An 18,376-nucleotide genomic window follows, 5' to 3' on the forward strand; every position below is an offset into this window, starting at 1 on the left:
ATGTCGTGCGCGTCCGCGGCGAAACGTCGCATCCCCAATGAGAGTATGCCAAGGATGAAGCGCCTTACCCTGACCCGGTTCATGATCGAGGAACAGCGTCGCTCCGGCGTCCTGCGGCCCGAACTTCGCCTGCTGATCGAGACGGTCGCGCGCGCCTGCAAGACTATCAGCCACTCCATCGGCAAGGGTGCGCTGGGTGAAGTGCTGGGCAGCCTCGGCAGCGAGAACGTGCAGGGCGAGGTCCAGAAGAAGCTGGACGTGATCGCCAACGAACTGCTCCTCGAAGCGAACGAATGGGGCGGCCACCTCGCCGCCATGGCGTCCGAGGAAATGGAGACGATCCACCGCATCCCCAACCGTTATCCCAAGGGCGAATACCTGCTGCTGTTCGATCCCATCGACGGGTCCAGCAACATCGACGTCGGCCTTTCGGTGGGCACGATCTTCTCGGTCCTGCGCGCGCCTGCAAGCGCCTCGGGCCGCGAGATCACCGAGGAGGATTTCATGCAGCCGGGCGCCACGCAGGTCGCATCGGGCTATGCGATCTACGGCCCGCAGACGCTGCTGGTGCTGACGCTGGGCACCGGCGTCTACGAGTTCACTCTCGACCGCGAAGTCGGCGCCTGGAAGATGACCGACGGGCCGCTGAAGATCCCGGCGGGTAACTGCGAATTCGCCATCAACATGGCCCGTCACAAGCAATGGTCGCCCGCGATCACGCGCTATATCGACGAGCGTATGGAGGGTGAAACCGGCCCCTGCGCCAAGGACTACAACATGCGCTGGACCGGCTCGATGGTAGCCGACGTGCACCGTATCCTGAAGCGCGGCGGCGTGTTCCTCTACCCGGCAGACCACCGCACCCCCGGCAAGGCGCGCCTTCGCCTGATGTACGAAGCCAACCCGATGGCCATGCTCATCGAGCAGGCCGGCGGCGCCGCCAACAACGGCTTGGACCGTATCCTCGACATCCTCCCTACCGGCCTGCACGAACGCGTGGGCGTGGTACTGGGCGACAAGACCGAGGTCGAGACCGTCGCGGCCTACGGCCACGAAGCCATGGATACCGTCGGACACTGATGCACGGGCATCTCCGGCGCCATGCGATAGAGCGGGTGCCGGAGATGCCAAACGCCGAACATACCGGGTTCCAGCGCGCGATCGCCCGGTTCAGCCCGCGAACAAAGCAATCACGGACTCCAGTTCGCCGCGAATGGCCTTTTCCGGCGGTCTCGTGGCAGGGTCGGCACAGCTCCTGATAAGCGAAGCGGTGAAACCCGAGAACAGCGCCGCCTCGACCATGCCCACGGCCCGATCAGGCCCCAACAGCCCCTGCAAAGTTCGCCGCGATGCGCGCCCTCGCAGATAGCGCAGCTGCAGGCCGAATTGACGCAGTGACGCATCGCGCGCCACCGCGATGAACAGTTCGTTGCTGCCCCGCGCGCTGGTGCCGGTGCATAGCAGATCTACGATACCGTTCACCACGTCCTGCGCATCGTGGGTCACCGCTGCGCCAGTGCCTGCCTGCATACGTTCGAGGTTGGCGCTGTAGAGCCCCTCGAACGCCGCCTCGATCAGCGCCGACTTGGTTTTGAACTTGTGCGAAACCATGCCCAGCGTCAGCCCCGCGCGCTCGGCGACCATGCGATGGGTCAGGCTGGCAACGCCGCTTGTACCGATCAATTCGGCGGCCGCAGTAACGATTTGCGCCGCCATGGGATCGCGTTGAGGGAGCGTAGGCATGGAGCGCATGGCCTCCTCACGCGCGAATTCACGCCACGGCGCGGGCGGTACCGGCTTGCGGCAGAACAACGCGCCCAGCGTGCGCGCCGTCTCGTCCAGCCCAGCACGGTCAACCAGCCGGCGCCAGCGGATCATATGCAGGAAGCTCTCGTTTTCAAACATGCGGTCCGCGATCCCGGCGAACTCCCCCAAAGCGAATCGCTCACCCACCTCCTGCCAGAACCCGGCCCAAAGCTGCTCCCACTCGCGCCCGACCGCATCGAAAAGGGCATTTTCTCCGGCAAGAAGCCCGCATTCGCGCCAGGCGAACGCAAGGTCACGCTGACGGATCGCCCAGTCGTCGACTGCCTCGGCAAAGAAACCGGCAAATGCCTCAGGACGGCCCGGCAGCCCCTCCGCCTCCTCCAGCATTTCCTTGCACCAGCCCTTTGCCCGGACCAGCTGCGCCTGCTGTGCCGCTGCCAACAAGTGTTCCATAGATTCAAAGTGATGATAGATGGAAGATACCGGAACTCCGGCCGCAACGCTGATCCGGCGGGCTGAAATCGCCGCACCGCCCTGTTCCTCCCATTGCCCCTGAACCGTGGCGACAAGTCGATCATATGACGAAGGCATCACGCTTTCCCGAGATTTCGCAAACGGCGGCGCACCCGATTGCTACGCAACGCCTAGCAGACCACCGCGACACAATCGAGCAATAGTGTACACCCCTTGCCCGCATTCAAATCGGACCATAGTGTCACCATAGCTACATACAACCGTTCTAGCCGCCCCTCATCCAATCGGGGGAAACATCGTGAAACTGCATATGTCCACCTTCTTGCGTTCGACCGCGCTTGCTGGCGCCTTTGCCGCCACCTTCGCCAATAGCGCTCTTGCCCATGCAAACGAGGAAGAGAACGTCGGCGAAGACATCGTCGTCACTGGTTCGATCGTGTCGGCCCAGCAGGATTCGATTTCGGCCAAGCGCCGCGCAGACAACCTTTCGGACATTGCCGCCTCCGACGCAGTGGGCCGCTTCCCCGACCAGAACGCCGCCGCCGCGCTTTCGCGCCTTCCGGCCGTTGCCGTGCAGCGCGATCAGGGTCAGGAGCGCTACATCCAGGTGCGCGGCGCCCCCAACCGCTGGACTTCGGTGAGCATCGACGGCGTGCCCATGGTCGGCGTCGACGAAGGCGGCGATACCCGCGCCTTCCGCTTCGACGCGATCCCCGCCGTGCTGCTCTCGCAGATGGTGGTCAACAAGTCGCTCACCTCCAACCTGCAAGCCGACGCCGTCGTCGCCACGATCGACCTCAAGACCTATTCGCCGATGGAGCAGAAGGGCCTGCACGTCTCGGGCGATGCGGGTTACGGCTTCATGGACCTGGGCAAGGGCGAACAACGCCAAGGTTCGCTACGCCTTTCATGGTCGAACGACACGTTCGGTTTCGTCGTCGGCGGATCGCACTACCGCCGCAAGCAGTTGACCGACAACCGCGAAGTCGGCGCCTACGACGCCAAGGGACCGACCGAATTCGACGTTCGCCAGTACGAGATCGAACGCTGGAACAACGGCCTTTTCGCCGGCGTCGAATACCAGCCGGAAGAAGGCAAGCGCATCTATGCAAAGGCGATCTTCTCGGAATTCAACGATAACGAGCAGCGCAATCAGTACGAATTCCGCCTCGACCGCGCGGCCAGCGGAACCCGCACACAGGACAGCGGCAACCTGACCGGCGTGCCCCTGCGCGGCAGCTTCAACTTTGGCGAATACCGCAACCGCAACTACATCGGCACCATCGGCGGCGACTACGAAGGCGACGACGGCTTCAACGCCTCGTTCAAGTTCAACTATGCGCGCACCGAAAACAGTACGTTCCTGCCGCTCGTACAGGCATCGACCAGCGGCGCCAACAACCTCAACTTCACATATGACAACAGCGACCCGCGCTTCCCCATCGTCGATGTCGCGGGCACGTTTAACCAGGCGAGCCTCAGCAATGCCGGCGCCTATGTTTTGCTCGGCCGCCAGAAGACGATTTCCGACAGCTACACCGTCAAGCTCGACCTGTCGAAGCAGATGGGCGACCTGACCCTGTCCGCCGGCGGCCTCTATGTGGACCGCGACATCAGCGGCAATGCGCTGTCGATCTCTAACATGGCGATGCTCGCCAACGGGGCCGCTGTAGGTCAGCCGTTCAACATCAACAGCTACGTCACCGACAAGGCCTGGGACACGGGTTTCCCGCTGGGCGTCCAGCTCAACTATGTCGACAACGTGGCGATGCGCCGCGACATCGACAGCCTGCTGGGCCGCCTGCAGACGGCGGGCCTCTACAACCCGGACCTCGACGTGCCCGGCACCGACCGCTACTTCCAGCGCGAGCAGACACTGGCCGGCTACGCCATGGCCCGCCTCGAAACCGGCAAGCTGACGGCAGTGGGCGGCGTGCGCGTCGAGAATTACGTGCTCGACAATTCCGGCTCGGTGCTGGCCAGCGGCACGTATACCGGGCTTGATCGCCGCACCAGCAAGACCGACTTCTTCCCCAGCCTCAACCTGAAGTTCGATGCGACCGACAACCTCGTCCTGCGCCTTGCCGGCCAGCGCGGCGTGTCCCGCCCGGCTTATGGAGCGATCCGCGTCGGTGCCTCGATCAACGATAGCAACAATCCCGGCACGGTCGGCGGCGGCAACCCCTTCCTCAAGCCGGAATACACCTGGGGGGCGGATGCCAGCATTGAATATTACCTTCCCGGGAACGGCATGATTTCGGTCGCAGGTTTCAGCCGCTGGGTCGACAACGTGCTGTACCAGACGCAGGCTGCGGTCGGTTCCGACTTCTACAACTTCGGCGGCGTCGACCGTTCGAACTACCTGCTTTCCGGCACTTACAACGGCAAGAGCGGCAAGCTCTACGGCGTCGAGTTCAACGTGCTCAAGCAGTTCGACTTCCTGCCGGGCGCGCTGGACGGCCTGGGCTTTCAGGGCAACCTGACCCTGCTCGACGGCCAGTTCGACACCCCCACCGAGCAGAACATTGCCTTCCAGGGCATGTCGGACACCATCGCTAATGCCTCTGTCTTCTACGAAAAGTACGGCGTTTCCGCCCGCGTCAGTTACCAGTGGCGCTCGGACTGGCTGGACACATTGGGGGGCATGGGCAGCGGCGAATATCGCAAGGGCTACGAGAACGTCGACGTCTCGCTGCGCTATGCGCTGACCGAGAACTTCACTCTGTTCGCCGATCTGGCCAATCTGACGAACGAAAAGTACATCGCCTATCAGGGCACCACCGCGACCCCGACGGAAGTCGAGCAGATCGGTGCGCGCTACCTGTTCGGCGTCCGCTTCAGCTACTGATAGGGAGGACCTGAAAATGAAAAAGACCACCTGCACCGCACTTATCGCCGCAACCCTCGTGCTCGGAGCCTCACCGGCCTCGGCGCGCGAGTTGGCCGTCCTCACCCGGATTGACGACCGGACCGTCGAACTTACCCGCGAGGATACCGCCCCCGTCACGGTGTGGATCAGCGCCGATACCCTGCTCGACAAGGGCGACACGCGGTTCGCCGCCGCCAGCAAGGACGGCAAGCTCACCCTGCCGATCCCGGTGACGGAGCGCCGCTACGTCATCCTCGAAGGTAAGGGTGCGCACCGCACTGTCGTCGCAGAGCGCGTGCTCCCGCTCCAGCAGGGCAGCAACTTCCGCGACATTGGCGGCTATGTCACCAAGAGCGGCAAGACGGTGAAGTGGGACAAGGCATTCCGTTCCGGCGCAATGCCGCTCCTGACCGAGGCGGACTATGCCCTGCTCGGCCAGCTCGGCATCGGCAACGTCGTCGACCTGCGCTCGCTGGAAGAGCGTGAGGTAGCGCCCGACCTGCTCGACGACCGCACAGGCGCGCTGTTCATCGCCAACGATTATTCGATGAAGCCGCTCATGGCGAATTTCGGCAAGGGTGACGGCGAAAACGTCTACAAGGGCATGGAGAAGATGCTGGTCCCCCAGTACCGCTCCATCTTCCGCCGCCTGATCGCCGACGAAGGCGCCGTGGTGTACCACTGCTCGGCCGGGCAGGACCGCACTGGCATGGCCACCGCGCTGCTCTACGACGTGCTGGGCGTAGACCGCGACACCATCGTCAAGGACTATCACCTCTCGACCGCGCTGCGCCGTACAGAGTGGGAGATGCCCAAGGTCGATCCCAAGGACTATCCAAGCAACTTCATCGTCCAGTATTACTTCAAGGGCGGCAAGGACAAGCCGCATAGTGCCGAGCCCCTGTTCACGCCGAGCGGCGCTTCGCACCTCGTGCAATTCTTCGCTTATATCGACAAGGAATACGGCGGCTCGGAAGGCTACCTGAAGCAGCAACTGGGCTTCACCGATCAGGACATCGCCAAGCTGCGGGCGACCATGCTCGACTGATCCTGCGTGTTTCTCGCGGTGCTGCCGAAGGCCTTCGCTTTCGCAGCACCGTCAGAAGCGGCGGGACAGGCCGAAATACACTTCCACGTCCGGCGCGTCGCGGTCCAGTCCCGCATTGGCGCCCACATCGAACTGCAGGTTCTTCCCCGGCTGCCAGGCCAGCGACAGTCCCGAGAGGTGCTGCACCTGGTGTCCCTGCGGGTCGTGGTCGGCCATGACCTGATACTCGGCCGTCGCCGTCAGCGTCTCCGCCAGTTGCAGGGATGCGCCAACCACCTCGCTGAATGCCAGATGTCGGCCACTGCCGTCTTCGTCCACGGCGGCATCAATCTCGGTCGTGGCCTCAATATTCAACTTGTCGGACAGTTCGTAGGAAAGCGGCACGAGCGCCCCGACGCTCCAGTCCCCGGCGCCGATCGGCTCCCGTCCGACAGGCAATGTCACGAACGGCATTACCGCAACCGAAAAGCCGGAGCCGTCCGGGTCTGCCAGATTACGGCGAAGGGCCAGCGTCACGTCGCCCGTGCCGCTGCGATGCTGGACACTGCCCGCCGCACTGTCCCGTACGCGCGAGAACCCCAAGGCAGTCCAGCCGACCTGGACTTCGGCATGGTCTGCCACCCCGTAGCGGACCAGAAAGTCGCCTGCGAGGAAAGTGTCGTCACGTTCCCCTGCACTACGCTCCAGCGTCCAGTCGCCAATACCGGCTTCCACATAGACCTGCCCCGGCGAAACCGTACAGGCGGGCGTCCCCATACCCGGCCGGTCGGAGCAGAATTCACGCTCCTGCGCGCTAGCCGCCATGGGCGACAATGCAAGGGCTCCGAAAACGACTATGCCAATCCGCATCATATCTCCCTCCCCGGTACGCCAGGGAGTATGTCCCGGACATCCGGCAAGTTCCCACTCGACGCCAGAAACACGCGTTTTTGGGACATCCGGCCCTTACTGACCATCCAGCGGGCAGGATCGTCGCCTTTTGGCAAGACGAATTCGCGCAAACGCACCGGCACAAGCGGCTCCGGCAAATGCTCTGCGTCACTGCCGCGACAATTGGACGGGCCAAGATTGTCTCTATCGCCCTAACCGTTTATGCTGCGCCGCAGCAAGGAAAGCGAGCGACCGCCCATGACTGCACCGCGCCTTCACAAACTGGACCTCGCCCTTCAGGGCGGCGGTGCCCACGGCGCCTTTACCTGGGGCGTCATAGAACGTTTGCTCGAAGAAGATGGCATCTGGATCACGGCGATAAGCGGGGCAAGCGCCGGCGCTATCAACGCTGCCGTTATGGCAAGCGGCCTTGCCACTGGCGGGCGGCAGGGAGCAAGCCGGGCGCTATGGGCCTTCTGGAAAGCCCTCAGCCGTTCGAGCCGAGACGCCGGCCCCCTCATCCCGATGATCGAAGCGTTCCCGCTGTCGTTCGAGGCGGTTGCAAGCTGGTGGTCCAACGCATTCGGCACTTTCACGCTGCCCAACACCCCCGAACTGGGCAGCGCGGCGCAAAAACTGCTGCGCGATCTTCTCGAACAGCACGTGGACTTCGATGCCCTGTGTTCCGACAAGGCCCCGCGCCTGTTCATCTCGGCGACGGACGTGCGGACCGGCGGCGCGCGCATCTTCCGCAACGAGGAGATGTCCGTCGACGTCCTGCTCGCCTCAGCCTGCCTGCCCCTTATGTTCCCGCCGGTCACGATCGACGGCGCCACCTATTGGGACGGCGGCTATAGCGCCAATCCGCCGATCCTCTCACTGGTCCAGGAAAGCCCCAGCGACGACCTGCTGCTGGTGACGATAAACCCGGCATCGCGCGAAATAACGCCCCGCACATCGGGCGACATCTCCAACCGGCTCACCGAACTGAATTTCAGTCAGACGCTGGTCAAGGATCTGCGCGGACTGGTGCTGTTGCAGAGCGCGGTCGGCCGCCGCCTGCAGTTCGGCAATGGCCTGCTCGCAAAGGTCAAACGACTGCGCATCCATGAAATTCATGACGAACCGACGCTGTCCGCCATGCACCCGCGATCGAAGATGATCCCGGTGTGGAAACTGCTCATCCATCTGCACGCCAAAGGCCGCGACGCCGCTGCGAACTGGGTGGCTAACGAGGGCAATCCGCTCGGCAAGTCGAGCACAGCCCATCTCGCCGAGCGCTACGGGCCGAAATAGCGGAAGACACCTGTACCCCACCGACCCATAAAAACGCAGTTGCGTTTTAGTGTTGTAGAAAACGAATTCCATCATGCAAAACGTGCACTTGTGACGCACCGCAGCATCCGCCAAAAGGACCTCGCCTTTCAGGCATCCTCTCCCAAAACTTTCAAAGCCGGCCCTTGTGGCCGGCTTTTCTTTTGCCCCCAACGCGGCGCAGGTAGGAGGATCATCACGTTCAGGACCGGCTAGGGCGAACTGCTGCTTTCTCGGCAAGCGGTGGTGACGTGCGACGATAAAATGGTACGACGCCTTCCGGTTCACTCACGAATGAAAGGTCGACGATGACCATCGAACGGCATATGCGCGTATACGAGGCTCCCGGCGGAACTTACGAGGCCATGGCGGTCTACGATCCGACCGCGGCCGAGCAGCCCGGCCTTCTGTTCTTCCCTAACTTCCTCGGCACCAAGGAATGGGATTTTGCCAAGGCAGAAAAGGTCGCGGCGCTAGGCTTCAAGGTACTCGTCGTCGACTTTTACGGCCAGGGCAAGCGCGGCACCGACATGGAATCGGGCGGCAAGCTGCTGCAGGAACTGACCGCCGACCGCGCGTTGATGCGTGACAAGCTGCTGGCGCACCACGCCGAACTGTTCAAGCTGCCCGGCGTCAAGGCCGGCCGCGTGGCTGCGGTGGGCTTCTGCGCGGGCGGTAAATGCGTCCTCGACCTTTCGCGGGCCGGTGTCGATCTGGCGGGCGTGGTCAACCACGGCGTCTACGACGCGCCCGAATTCGCCAATGCCCCGATGGTCGCCAAGCTGCTGGTCTGCCACGGATGGAACGATCCGCTCTGCTCGCCAGAAGCGACCGTCGATCTCGCTGCCGAACTGACCGAGGCGGGTGTCGACTGGCAGCTCATCGCCTATGGCCACACCGGCCACGGCTTCACTGCCGACAACAACCCGCTCAACCCGGAAAAGACCTTCGGCTTCCAGCCCGATACCAACCGCCGCAGCTGGCAGGCCATGGTGAACTTCTTCGAAGAGAGCTTCTAAAACGCCATCGCCCGGCCTGTCATGGACCTACGACCGTTCCTGACGCACCGGGGATGTGGATAAGGCCTGCACCTGTCCTCATCCCCTGCTAAGGCCTTTCCCATGCGCTTCATCCACACCGCCGACTGGCAGCTCGGCAAGCCCTTCGGCCGCTTCGATGCGGTCACCCGCGCCGCGCTCACCGAGGCGCGCTTCGACGCCATCGACGCCATCGGCCGGGCCGCCGCGCAGCACGGCGCGGGCCACGTCATCGTCGCTGGCGACGTGTTCGACACCGAAGGACCTGACGATCGCACCATCGTCCAGGCGGTGACGCGCATGGCACGCCACGACTGCCGCTGGTGGCTGCTTCCCGGCAACCACGATTTCGCCCGCAACGGCGGTCTGTGGGACCGCGTTCGTCGGCGCGGCGCGGCCAATGTCACCGTGCTGGCCGAGGCGCTCCCCCACGAAATCGAGGACGGCGCCTGGCTGCTGCCCGCCCCCCTAATCCACCGCCACACCCTCGACGATCCGACCGAGGCGTTCGACCGGATGGACACCCCCGGCGCAAGACTGCGCATCGGCGTGGGACACGGCTCGATCCGCGATTTCGGCACGCAGGGCGAGGCCAAGAACCTTATCGCACCCGACCGCGCCCGCCGCTCCAACCTCGACTATCTGGCGCTGGGCGACTGGCACGGCATGCTCACGGTGGACGCGCGCACATGGTATTCCGGCACGCCCGAGACCGACCGTTTCGGCCGCGACGAACCGGGGCACTGCCTCCTCGTCGATGTGCAACCGCGCGCGGCCCCGATAGTCACTCCCTTGCGCACCGGGCGCTTCCAGTGGCTGACACGCGACTGGACGGTAGCGGATGCGGTAGGCTTTTCCGCCCTGTGCGGCGACCTGCTGGCAGGCTGCGAACCTGCTGCCACGCTGCTCCAGCTCTCGCTGGCGGGGATCGTGCCGCTGACCGACCGCGTGGCGATGCTGCGCCGGATCGAGGACGATCTCATGCATCAACTGCGGCATCTCGACGTGCGGGACGCCGATGTCGTCGCCCGCCCTTCGGAAGAAGATCTCGCCGCGCTGTCGACCGAGGGGATGCTGGGCCGCGCCGGGGCCATGCTGCGTGAACGGGTCGAAGCGGGCGGCGCCGATGCACCGCGCGCGCGGCGTGCGCTGGAGCGCCTTTTCGTCGAAGCCCTGCGTGAAGAAACGCTTACCGGAGAGAATGCGGCATGAGCCTTTTGCTGCGCCGCATCGCGCTGGAAAACTTCCGCAAGTTTCGCGCCCCGCATGAGATCGCCGGGCTGACGGACGGGCTTAACATCGTGATCGAACCGAACGAAACCGGCAAGTCCACTCTGCTTGAAGCCGTGCGCGCCGGACTATTCCTCAAGCACAATTCGAAGACCCAGCTCATCACCTCATTCCAGCCTCACGGCGACGAGGTAGGCCCGGAAATCGCGCTCGATTTCGAGGTCGACGGTGCGGCTTACGCTTTGAAGAAGCGGTTCATCAGCCGCTCCATGGCCGAACTGTCCGGCCCACGCGGGCGCAGTCAGGGGTCTGAAGCGGAAGACGCGCTGCAGCGGCTGCTCGGCTTCGAACAGGGGCGCGGGTTCGATACCGGGATGGCCGGCGCGCTTGGCATGCTCTGGGTTTCGCAGATGGACGGCCTTTCGGTAACCCCGCCGGGCGAGCGCGTGCGCGACCTGATCGGCGTCACGCTGCAGGGCGAGGCCGGGACCATCCTTGGCAGCGCCGCCTTCGAACGCGTGCGTGGTCGGATTGAGGGGCAATTTCGCGAATACCTCACCGCAACCGGACGACCGACCGGGCGCTACACGGCAGCGCAGCAGCGCGCCGCCGCAGCAACTGCCGCACTGACCGAGGCAGAGCAGAGGGAAGCCGCGCTGGAAGCGGCTTTTGACGACCTGGCGAAAGTGCGTGCCCAGCTCGCTACCTTGCGCCGTGAACTGGAAGACGATCACGACGCTGAGGAACGCGCTGCCCTGCTTGCGCGGCTCGATACCGCCCGCAGCGCCGCCCAGCAGCTGGCCACGCGGCAGGCCGAAGCCATCAGCGCGACCGGGCGTCTTGCCGCATTGGAAGACCTCGCAGCCCGCAATAGTCAGGCGCTCACCCGGCAGGCCGCTGCGCAGACACGGCGCGACAAGGCGCGGATCGAGCGCAGCGCCCTGTCCCAACGCCTTGACGAAGCGCGGGACAAGGCGGCTCAGGCCGGCGAAGCGCTGACGTCAGCGCGTGCCGCACGCAGCGATGCCCGCGCCGCGCTGGCCGAAGCGCGCACCCGCAATGCGGCCCGCCAGCGCCGCGAGGCGGTTGCCGCCGCGCACGAACGCCATGCCCGTATTCTGGCGCTGGAGGCCGAGCGGGAAGCGCTGGGCGATAGCGCCGCGCACCGCGTGCCCACCGAAGTCCTCGCCGATCTGGAAGCGGGCGAGCGCGAGGCAATCCGCCACCGCACTCTGCTGGAGGCGGACGGCACCCACGTGGAACTGGTCGGCCCGGCCGCCCAACTCACCCGTGACGGCGCTCCGATGACACCCGGCGAATGGACGCTGACGCGCGAAACCCGCATCGGCTTGCCGGGCGGTGGTGAACTCGTGCTGCGTCCCTCGCAGGCGCTGGCCGGGGCGCAGGCTGCACTCGAAAAGGCAGCCGCGCGGCAGGCTGCGCTGCTGGCACAGTGGCAATTGGAAAGCCTTGCCCAGGGCCATGCCCGCAACGAGGCCGCCCGCGAAGCGCAGCGCAGCGCCGAAACGCTCGCCGCGCGCATCGCCGCCGCCGCCCCGGTCGACCGCGATCTGGGCCTGCCCGCGGGAGCCGATGCGCTCAAGGTCTTCGTCGCCGCGCACCCCCTGACGGACGCGGACGAAAGCGCCGAGACGCGGCCCGTCGCAGACCTCGAACAGGTGGCCGAGACGTGCGAAACCGCATATGCCCGCGCAGAAGCCTTCCTGAAGCAGGCCGACGACGACCTGCGCGCGGCTGAAAAGGCCGAAACCCCGCTCGCCATCGACGAGCAGACCGCGCTCAACGACCTTGCCGGCATTACCGATGAACTGACCCGGCTTGCCGCACATTCCGATTTCGCGGCGCTCGATACCGCGCTTCCCGCCGCGCGCGAAGCGGGGGCGACTGCGTCGGTCGAACTGGAAAAGGCCCGCATCAATGCACAGGCCTTCGACGAAGACGCCCTGCGTCGCCGCATTGCCACGCTCGCCGCGCGCCGCAAGGCCGCCGAAGACAGCCGCGGCGAATTGACCTCCCGCATCGCCGCGCTCGAAGCAAAAGTGGAGAGCGAAGGCGGCAAGGGCCTTGCCGAACACGCCGCCGCCGCACGCGAGGAGGACCTTGCCGCACGCGCCGCTCTGGCCCGCATCGAGGAGGAGGCCGAAACCCTGCGCCTTCTGCGCGACACTCTTGGCGAAGCGCAGATCGAAACGGCGCGCACCATCACCGGCCCCGTGGCGGCACGCGCAGCACGTTATGTCGGGCGCATCCTGCCCGGCGGTGAACCCGCTTTCGGCGAGGATCTGGGCCTTGCGGCAATCCGGCGCGGCGGCACGGAGGAGGCTTGCGAGCAGCTTTCGCGCGGCACGCAGGAACAGCTCGCCATCCTCACCCGCCTCGCTTTCGCCGATATGTTGCTGGAGGAAGGCCGCCCGGTCTCGCTGATCCTCGACGACCCGCTAGTCTATGCCGACGATACCCGTCTGGACGCCATGATCGAGCTGATCGTCGAAGCCTCGCAGCGCATGCAGGTGATCCTGCTGACCTGCCGCGAACGTGCCTTCCGCCACGTTCCGGGCAACCGCATCCGGCTCTGAGGCGCGCCATACGTCTGGCTTTCACTTCATATCCTTGCGCCCGCTGACGGCCCGGCTATCGTGGGCGAATGAACCATGCCCCTCTCGCCGCCCTGACGCTCCTCCTGTCTCCGGCGCCGGCGCTCGCCGCGCTTTCGGCGCCTGAACAGATCATCGTCACCGCGTCCGACGAAGGGCAGGCGCGCGACCTTGCGCTACTCGAAAAACTGGTCGCGCAGAATAGCGGCACCCGCAATGTCGAGGGCGTGCGGAAAGTCCGCGACATGGTGGCGCCCGAATTCGAAAGCCTCGGCTTCACGGTGAAATGGGTGCCGATGGACGCGGTCAACCGTGCTGGCCATCTGATCGCAGTGCACAAGGGCAAGCCGGGGACTACCCGCATGTTGCTCATCGGCCACCTCGACACGGTTTTCGAACCTGGCTCGCCCTTCCACATCGCAAAGCGGGAGGGCGACAAGCTGCACGGCCCCGGCGCGGCGGACGACAAGGGCGGGATCGTCGTGATGCTGGCAGCGCTGCGGGCAATGAAGTCAGCCGGAACCCTGCGCGGCGCCAACGTCGAGGTCGTGTTGACCGGGGACGAGGAAGCGGCGGGCGAGCCGATCGATATCGCGCGGGCGGACCTGATCGCAGCGGGCGAGCGCGCCGATGTCGCGCTCGACTTCGAAGGACTTGTGATCGCGGACGGGCTGGACAATGGCTCGGTCGCACGGCGTTCAGCGGGCGACTACACCATCACAGCCAGCGGCCAGACGGCACACTCCAGCGGTATCTTCTCGGCAGAGACAGGCTACGGCGCGGTTTATGAACTGGCGCGGATAATCAACAGCTTCCGCGAGGAACTGCCCGAGCCCAACCTCACCTTCAACATCGGCATCGTCGGCGGCGGCGCGACGGCCGCGCTCAGCCCCGACGAGGCTGAGATCAAGGCGACGGGCAAGACCAACATCATCCCGCCGGTCGCCATCGCCAAAGGCGACTTTCGCGGGTTGACGCCGGAGCAGGTCGACCGGGTGAGAGCAAAGATGATAGCCATCGTCGCCCGGCATCTGCCGCAAACCGATGCGCGGATCGTCTTCAAGGACGGCTACCCGCCAATGGCGCCGACCCCCGGCAACCAAGCGTTGCTGGACAGGCTCAACACGATCAACGCCGATCTCGGCCTGGCAAGAATGCCCGCACTCGATCCTCTGAAGCGCGGCGCCGGGGACATCAGCTTCGTAGCGCAATATGTCGACGGGCTGGCGGGACTGGGACCCGCAAGCAGCGGCGACCACACACCCGAGGAGCGCGTCGACCTCTCCAGCTTCCCGCGCCAGACCAAGCGTGCCGCCCTGCTCATGTCGCGGCTCGCGGGGGAAAAGGCGAAGCGCTGAAAGTCCGTTTGAGAACGGACGTTGCCCATCAAGCGGCAAGGACTCTTGCGCGGCTCACGCCAGATGCGTCTCGATGGGCAGGCCCGCCTTGAGCGTCAACGTTACCGGCGTGCGTTCGGCGATATCGGCCAGCCGGGCCTCCTGCTCGTCATCGAGACCAACAATCGCCAACTGGCGCATGATGCTCATCCCTGCCTTGCCGCCCGATAGCCTCAGCTCAACGTCGATCGATTGCAGCGGCCAGCCCTTGCGGGCGGCGTACATCTTCAAGGTGATCGCTGTGCAAGCGCCGAGGCTGGCAAGCAGCAGATCGTAAGGCGCGGGGCCAACCCCCTGCCCGCCAAGCGCCGCTGGTTCGTCAGCGGTGATAGCGTGGCCGCCCACGATGATCTCGGTGCGCCAGGGAGTTTCGCCGATATGTGCGGTTCCATGTGCCATGGTCTTGTTCCTCAGGCCGGGAGGGGGATGAATTCGTGCTCTTCGGGCACGGCTGCGAAACGCTGGGCCTTCCAGTCTTCCTTGGCCTGTTCGATGCGATCGGCCGAGGAAGATACGAAATTCCAGAAGATGTGGCGCTTTTCAGGCAGCGGCTCGCCGCCCAGCAGCATAAGCCGCGTGGCTCCATCTGCGCGGAGTACTACTTCGGCATCGGGCTTGAACACCACAAGTTGCCCGGCCGGGAAGGCGCCGGTCTGGCCCTCCACCTCGACCGCGCCGGACACGACGTAGACCGCGCGCTCGATATGTTCCGCCTTTACCCGGTAGCGCGAGCCGTGCTGCATCACGATATCCGCATAGACCATGTCCGAATGGGTCTTGAGCGGCGAAACCATGCCGTCGCTGCTACCCGCAAGCAGGGTCAGGCGCGTTCCCGCGTCTTCGGTCACGGGCATTTCCCGTGCCTTGTGATGCGTAAAGGCGGGATCGACCTCCTCAACTTCGCGGGGGAGCGCGATCCATGTCTGCAGGCCGAACAGCTTGCCACCCGTTGCCCGGTTTTCGGCCGAAGTTCGCTCGGAATGGACGATACCGCTGCCCGCGGTCATCCAGTTCACTTCACCCGGCCGGATCGCCTGGAGCGAGCCGAGCGAATCGCGATGCAGGATCTCGCCCTCGATCAGGTAGGTCAGTGTGGACAGGCCGATATGCGGATGGGGGCGAACATCGAGACCTTCGCCGCCACGGAACACCGCCTCGCCCATCTGGTCGAAGAAGATGAACGGGCCGACCATCCGGCGCTGCGCACTGGGCAGCGCGCGGCGGACCTGAAAACCGTCGCCCAAATCGCGGACCGGGGGGAGGATCACGAGATCTACGCCTTCGATATCTGATGAGTGAACGGTCATGGGAGCAAGCCTTTCGCATTACGTCTTGATGAGGGATCGTCCTCTTGAAACCGTCTTACCCACCACGGATGTTCTAGTGCAGACCGATAAGATCGATCCAACCGTTCAACTTTCTCGAAATGTCGGCATCGCCGCCCACCGCCTCGCCGTCCCGCAGCCCTGCACCCAACGCGGTATGGAAATTTCACGCCTTCCTATCTAAGTACGAAGTCAGGATCGGTTCGAGGAAGTGTAATTAGTGACCTCTGAGTCGAAACGACCCCCGGATGCCCGCGCCGAAGCCCGACTTTTGCTGAGACAATGGCTGGTCCGCAGCGAAAACGACGTCCTTGCCGCCATCGACGGACTGGGGCGACAGGCCATCCGCGACGCATCGCAGGCCAGCGGACGGCTTGAGCGCAGCACTTCATCCACGACTTCGGCGCATGGTGTCCTGCTGGAACTTCAAGCCCTTGCCGAGACGTTCGAAGCCCCCGCCCCGCGCAGGCGCCTGTGGTTCTCCGCGCGCGTAGCGGACAAGGCGCCGGATCCGGTGAGCCTGAATACCCTGGTGGCCAGTCTCGAACGGGAGCGGGATGCAATCGCCCGCACATTGATCGGCATTGAGGGCGACGGGGCAAAACTGCAACTCGCCGATGATGCGCTCGATGAGGCGCTGCAACTGGTCCGCGCATGTGGGCTCGCCTCTGAATCGGCCGCACGCGAACTTGCGCTGGCCAAGCCGGCGCAGGCGGTGTTCCTTCGCGAAACCGTCCCCGAACGGCTGCTGGCACGGGAGCAGGATCTGCTCACGCAGATCGCCGTAACGCGCCAGGGCATCCTTGCCCTGCAACTCGTGGCGGACGGACAGAGCGCGTTGGCACAGGCCATCGACCGCGCCCGCGACACCAGCGTTGCAGCTATGCGCACCGCGCTGGCGGCCCGGCAGGCCGTGGCTGGCAGTCACGACCTCACCCGGCAGGCGCAGGCGCTGGAAAACACGGTGGAAGCGGCAGGCAAGGCCTCCAACTCAGGCCGTGACGTCGAGAGGGCGCTGGAGGATGCCGCCGCGCAGATCCGCCGCGCGATCAATGCCGCGCAGGCCACGGCGCGCGATCCCCGATCTCCTCGCCAAGAAACCTAGCGCGGCCCGGTCGGCTTGGTCTAGGCTCAGGCGTGACGCTCGAATAGGATGTGAATGTGGCCGGTTTCCTGGAACGATTGGCGGGTTGGCTCGGCGGCGGAACGCCTCCTGCGCCGCCCGCGGCACCGCGAGAGGCGCCGAAGCCCGCGATATCGGCCGAGGACCCCCGGCTGCCGGATGCCTCCCGTCCGCTGGTTGCGCGCCTGCTGTCGCTGATCGCCGACATAGAAGCGCGAACGCAGGACGATAGCCTGATGGTTTCCGCGGTCACCGAGGTGCGCCAGATGCGGGATAGCCATTTGCCGCAACTGGTCACCAGCTACGCCGAGATTCCCGCTTCGCACCGCGCTGAAATCTTCCGCCAGACCGGCCGGTCCGCGAGCTACAACCTCAATCAGGGGTTCGAGCGGATGATTTCTCGGCTGGAGACGCTTTCACGATCGCTGGCACAGGAAGACCTCGACAGCTTCGCCGACAACCTGCGCTTCATCGAGCACCGTTATGGCGACGACGACCCGCTGCGCTAGGGTCAGCCCAGCCGCATCGTCGGGGTAAGCCAGACGGTGCCGTACCCCCTGAACGAATAGACGAGGCCTTCGCCCGTGCGCATCGCGTTGCGCAGGCCACGCACCAGCGGACGCAATTCGACCTGCAGTGTAGCAGAATACATCAGCATCAGATCGCCGTCGACGATCAGCTCGTTCTGCCCGTCGAGTTCGATGACCTCGATCTCGTCGACCGGCACGGGAGCTTCTACCACGAAAGCACCGGAGCCGGTGAGCTTGGGCTGCATCAGGCCATTACCCGAGAGGATACCCTGAACCGAGCGGTGCACGTGGGCCGAGAGCGCGATATTGGCATCGCAGGCGTAGAAGGCGCCGTCGTCGAGGATCAGCGCATCCTGCGGCCCGTCCATCGCGGCAAGAATGAAGTGCTTGGTGGTCGCCTCGGTCCAGACTTCGCCCTGCCCCGAATAGCGCGTGGCGAACGCGCTCTCGCCCGAGCCGGCCGAAGTGATCGCGCGCTTGAGGAAATTACCGGCACCGGCATTCTTCTGCACGTCGACCTGCAGCTTGCCGTGCGCGTACTGCAAGGCGCCGGGTTCGAGCAGCGCAGCGCCGCCTTCCAGGATGATCCTCACCTGCCGGGCGGTGGCGGCGTGCGGAAGCACTAGCTGGGCCATCGGGGCGGCCTGGCTGGCCGCTGCGGCGGGAAGATGCAGCGAAGGCCCCAGCGCGTGGCTCTTGCGGGCGAACTGATAGAGTTCGAACCGGACGCCGGAACTACTCTGTTCGTCGATCTTCGTGCGATACGCGCTCATCGTA

15 protein-coding genes are annotated in these 18,376 nt (G+C 64.9%); 10 read left to right on the forward strand and 5 right to left on the reverse strand.

All coding sequences use genetic code 11. The annotated features are described in order from the left end of the window. The first annotated feature begins 54 nt into the window (after positions 1-54). Entirely contained in the window at positions 55-1,080 is a 1,026-nt protein-coding gene (locus GVL61_RS15385; protein WP_159981538.1) for a class 1 fructose-bisphosphatase, read from the forward strand. Positions 1,081-1,170: 90 nt separating this feature from the next. Here the strand turns inward: GVL61_RS15385 and GVL61_RS15390 are convergent, their stop codons facing one another. Then, complete coding sequence (locus tag GVL61_RS15390) at positions 1,171-2,358, reverse strand: TetR family transcriptional regulator (protein WP_159981539.1); 1,188 nt, start codon at positions 2,356-2,358, stop codon at positions 1,171-1,173. A gap of 181 nt (positions 2,359-2,539) precedes the next feature. Here GVL61_RS15390 and GVL61_RS15395 point away from each other — a divergent pair, with 181 nt between their 5' ends. Further along, positions 2,540-5,089 carry a TonB-dependent receptor gene (locus tag GVL61_RS15395; protein WP_235037720.1) on the forward strand — a complete coding sequence of 850 codons (2,550 nt, stop codon included), beginning with the start codon at positions 2,540-2,542 and terminating at the stop codon, positions 5,087-5,089. A 16-nt stretch (positions 5,090-5,105) separates the two neighbouring features. Further along, positions 5,106-6,158 (forward strand): tyrosine-protein phosphatase, encoded by a 1,053-nt coding sequence (locus GVL61_RS15400; protein ID WP_159981540.1) that lies wholly within the window; start codon positions 5,106-5,108, stop codon positions 6,156-6,158. Between the two features lie 51 nt (positions 6,159-6,209). On the opposite strand, the gene GVL61_RS15405 is transcribed toward GVL61_RS15400, so the two are convergent. Continuing rightward, complete coding sequence (locus GVL61_RS15405) at positions 6,210-7,007, reverse strand: transporter (RefSeq protein ID WP_368667124.1); 798 nt, start codon at positions 7,005-7,007, stop codon at positions 6,210-6,212. A gap of 279 nt (positions 7,008-7,286) precedes the next feature. On the opposite strand from GVL61_RS15405, the gene GVL61_RS15410 reads away from it, so the two are divergent. From GVL61_RS15410 to GVL61_RS15430, 5 genes are all read left to right on the forward strand, one after another. Then, positions 7,287-8,324, forward strand: coding sequence for a patatin-like phospholipase family protein (locus tag GVL61_RS15410; protein ID WP_159981542.1), 1,038 nt, complete (start codon positions 7,287-7,289; stop codon positions 8,322-8,324). Between the two features lie 326 nt (positions 8,325-8,650). Continuing rightward, positions 8,651-9,361: a dienelactone hydrolase family protein gene (locus tag GVL61_RS15415; protein WP_159981543.1), complete on the forward strand. Its 711-nt coding sequence runs from the start codon at positions 8,651-8,653 to the stop codon at positions 9,359-9,361. A gap of 102 nt (positions 9,362-9,463) precedes the next feature. After that, the gene (locus GVL61_RS15420; RefSeq protein WP_159981544.1) at positions 9,464-10,591 is read left to right on the forward strand and encodes a DNA repair exonuclease; all 1,128 of its coding nucleotides are present in this window, start codon (positions 9,464-9,466) and stop codon (positions 10,589-10,591) included. Beyond that, entirely contained in the window at positions 10,588-13,206 is a 2,619-nt protein-coding gene (locus GVL61_RS15425; RefSeq protein ID WP_159981545.1) for an AAA family ATPase, read from the forward strand. Before GVL61_RS15420 ends, GVL61_RS15425 begins: the two co-directional genes overlap by 4 nt. Positions 13,207-13,274: 68 nt before the next feature. Then, positions 13,275-14,582 carry a M20/M25/M40 family metallo-hydrolase gene (locus GVL61_RS15430; RefSeq protein ID WP_159981546.1) on the forward strand — a complete coding sequence of 436 codons (1,308 nt, stop codon included), beginning with the start codon at positions 13,275-13,277 and terminating at the stop codon, positions 14,580-14,582. Positions 14,583-14,636: 54 nt separating this feature from the next. Here GVL61_RS15430 and GVL61_RS15435 read toward each other — a convergent pair whose 3' ends face one another. Together GVL61_RS15435 and GVL61_RS15440 are read right to left on the reverse strand one after the other, a co-directional pair. Next, complete coding sequence (locus GVL61_RS15435; protein WP_159981547.1) at positions 14,637-15,020, reverse strand: OsmC family protein; 384 nt, start codon at positions 15,018-15,020, stop codon at positions 14,637-14,639. An 11-nt stretch (positions 15,021-15,031) separates the two neighbouring features. Continuing rightward, positions 15,032-15,928 (reverse strand): pirin family protein, encoded by an 897-nt coding sequence (locus GVL61_RS15440; protein WP_159981548.1) that lies wholly within the window; start codon positions 15,926-15,928, stop codon positions 15,032-15,034. Positions 15,929-16,166: 238 nt separating this feature from the next. Here GVL61_RS15440 and GVL61_RS15445 point away from each other — a divergent pair, with 238 nt between their 5' ends. Further along, positions 16,167-17,051 carry a toxic anion resistance protein gene (locus GVL61_RS15445; protein ID WP_159981549.1) on the forward strand — a complete coding sequence of 295 codons (885 nt, stop codon included), beginning with the start codon at positions 16,167-16,169 and terminating at the stop codon, positions 17,049-17,051. 56 nt (positions 17,052-17,107) lie between these two features. Continuing rightward, entirely contained in the window at positions 17,108-17,578 is a 471-nt protein-coding gene (locus GVL61_RS15450) for a hypothetical protein (RefSeq protein WP_235037721.1), read from the forward strand. Positions 17,579-17,580: 2 nt separating this feature from the next. Here GVL61_RS15450 and GVL61_RS15455 read toward each other — a convergent pair whose 3' ends face one another. Beyond that, positions 17,581-18,372 carry an AIM24 family protein gene (locus tag GVL61_RS15455; protein WP_159981550.1) on the reverse strand — a complete coding sequence of 264 codons (792 nt, stop codon included), beginning with the start codon at positions 18,370-18,372 and terminating at the stop codon, positions 17,581-17,583. Positions 18,373-18,376 lie beyond the last annotated feature (4 nt).

The sequence above is a fragment of the Novosphingobium sp. 18050 genome, assembly GCF_902706195.1.
GTDB lineage: Bacteria > Pseudomonadota > Alphaproteobacteria > Sphingomonadales > Sphingomonadaceae > Novosphingobium.

Coding starts and splice junctions, on each gene's coding strand:
- GVL61_RS15385 (WP_159981538.1), top strand. CDS start 55: ATGAAGCGCCTTACCCTGACCCGGTTCATGATCGAGGAACAGCGTCGC.
- GVL61_RS15390 (WP_159981539.1), bottom strand. CDS start 2,358: ATGCCTTCGTCATATGATCGACTTGTCGCCACGGTTCAGGGGCAATGG.
- GVL61_RS15400 (WP_159981540.1), top strand. CDS start 5,106: ATGAAAAAGACCACCTGCACCGCACTTATCGCCGCAACCCTCGTGCTC.
- GVL61_RS15405 (WP_368667124.1), bottom strand. CDS start 7,007: ATGCGGATTGGCATAGTCGTTTTCGGAGCCCTTGCATTGTCGCCCATG.
- GVL61_RS15410 (WP_159981542.1), top strand. CDS start 7,287: ATGACTGCACCGCGCCTTCACAAACTGGACCTCGCCCTTCAGGGCGGC.
- GVL61_RS15415 (WP_159981543.1), top strand. CDS start 8,651: ATGACCATCGAACGGCATATGCGCGTATACGAGGCTCCCGGCGGAACT.
- GVL61_RS15420 (WP_159981544.1), top strand. CDS start 9,464: ATGCGCTTCATCCACACCGCCGACTGGCAGCTCGGCAAGCCCTTCGGC.
- GVL61_RS15425 (WP_159981545.1), top strand. CDS start 10,588: ATGAGCCTTTTGCTGCGCCGCATCGCGCTGGAAAACTTCCGCAAGTTT.
- GVL61_RS15430 (WP_159981546.1), top strand. CDS start 13,275: ATGAACCATGCCCCTCTCGCCGCCCTGACGCTCCTCCTGTCTCCGGCG.
- GVL61_RS15435 (WP_159981547.1), bottom strand. CDS start 15,020: ATGGCACATGGAACCGCACATATCGGCGAAACTCCCTGGCGCACCGAG.
- GVL61_RS15440 (WP_159981548.1), bottom strand. CDS start 15,928: ATGACCGTTCACTCATCAGATATCGAAGGCGTAGATCTCGTGATCCTC.
- GVL61_RS15455 (WP_159981550.1), bottom strand. CDS start 18,372: ATGAGCGCGTATCGCACGAAGATCGACGAACAGAGTAGTTCCGGCGTC.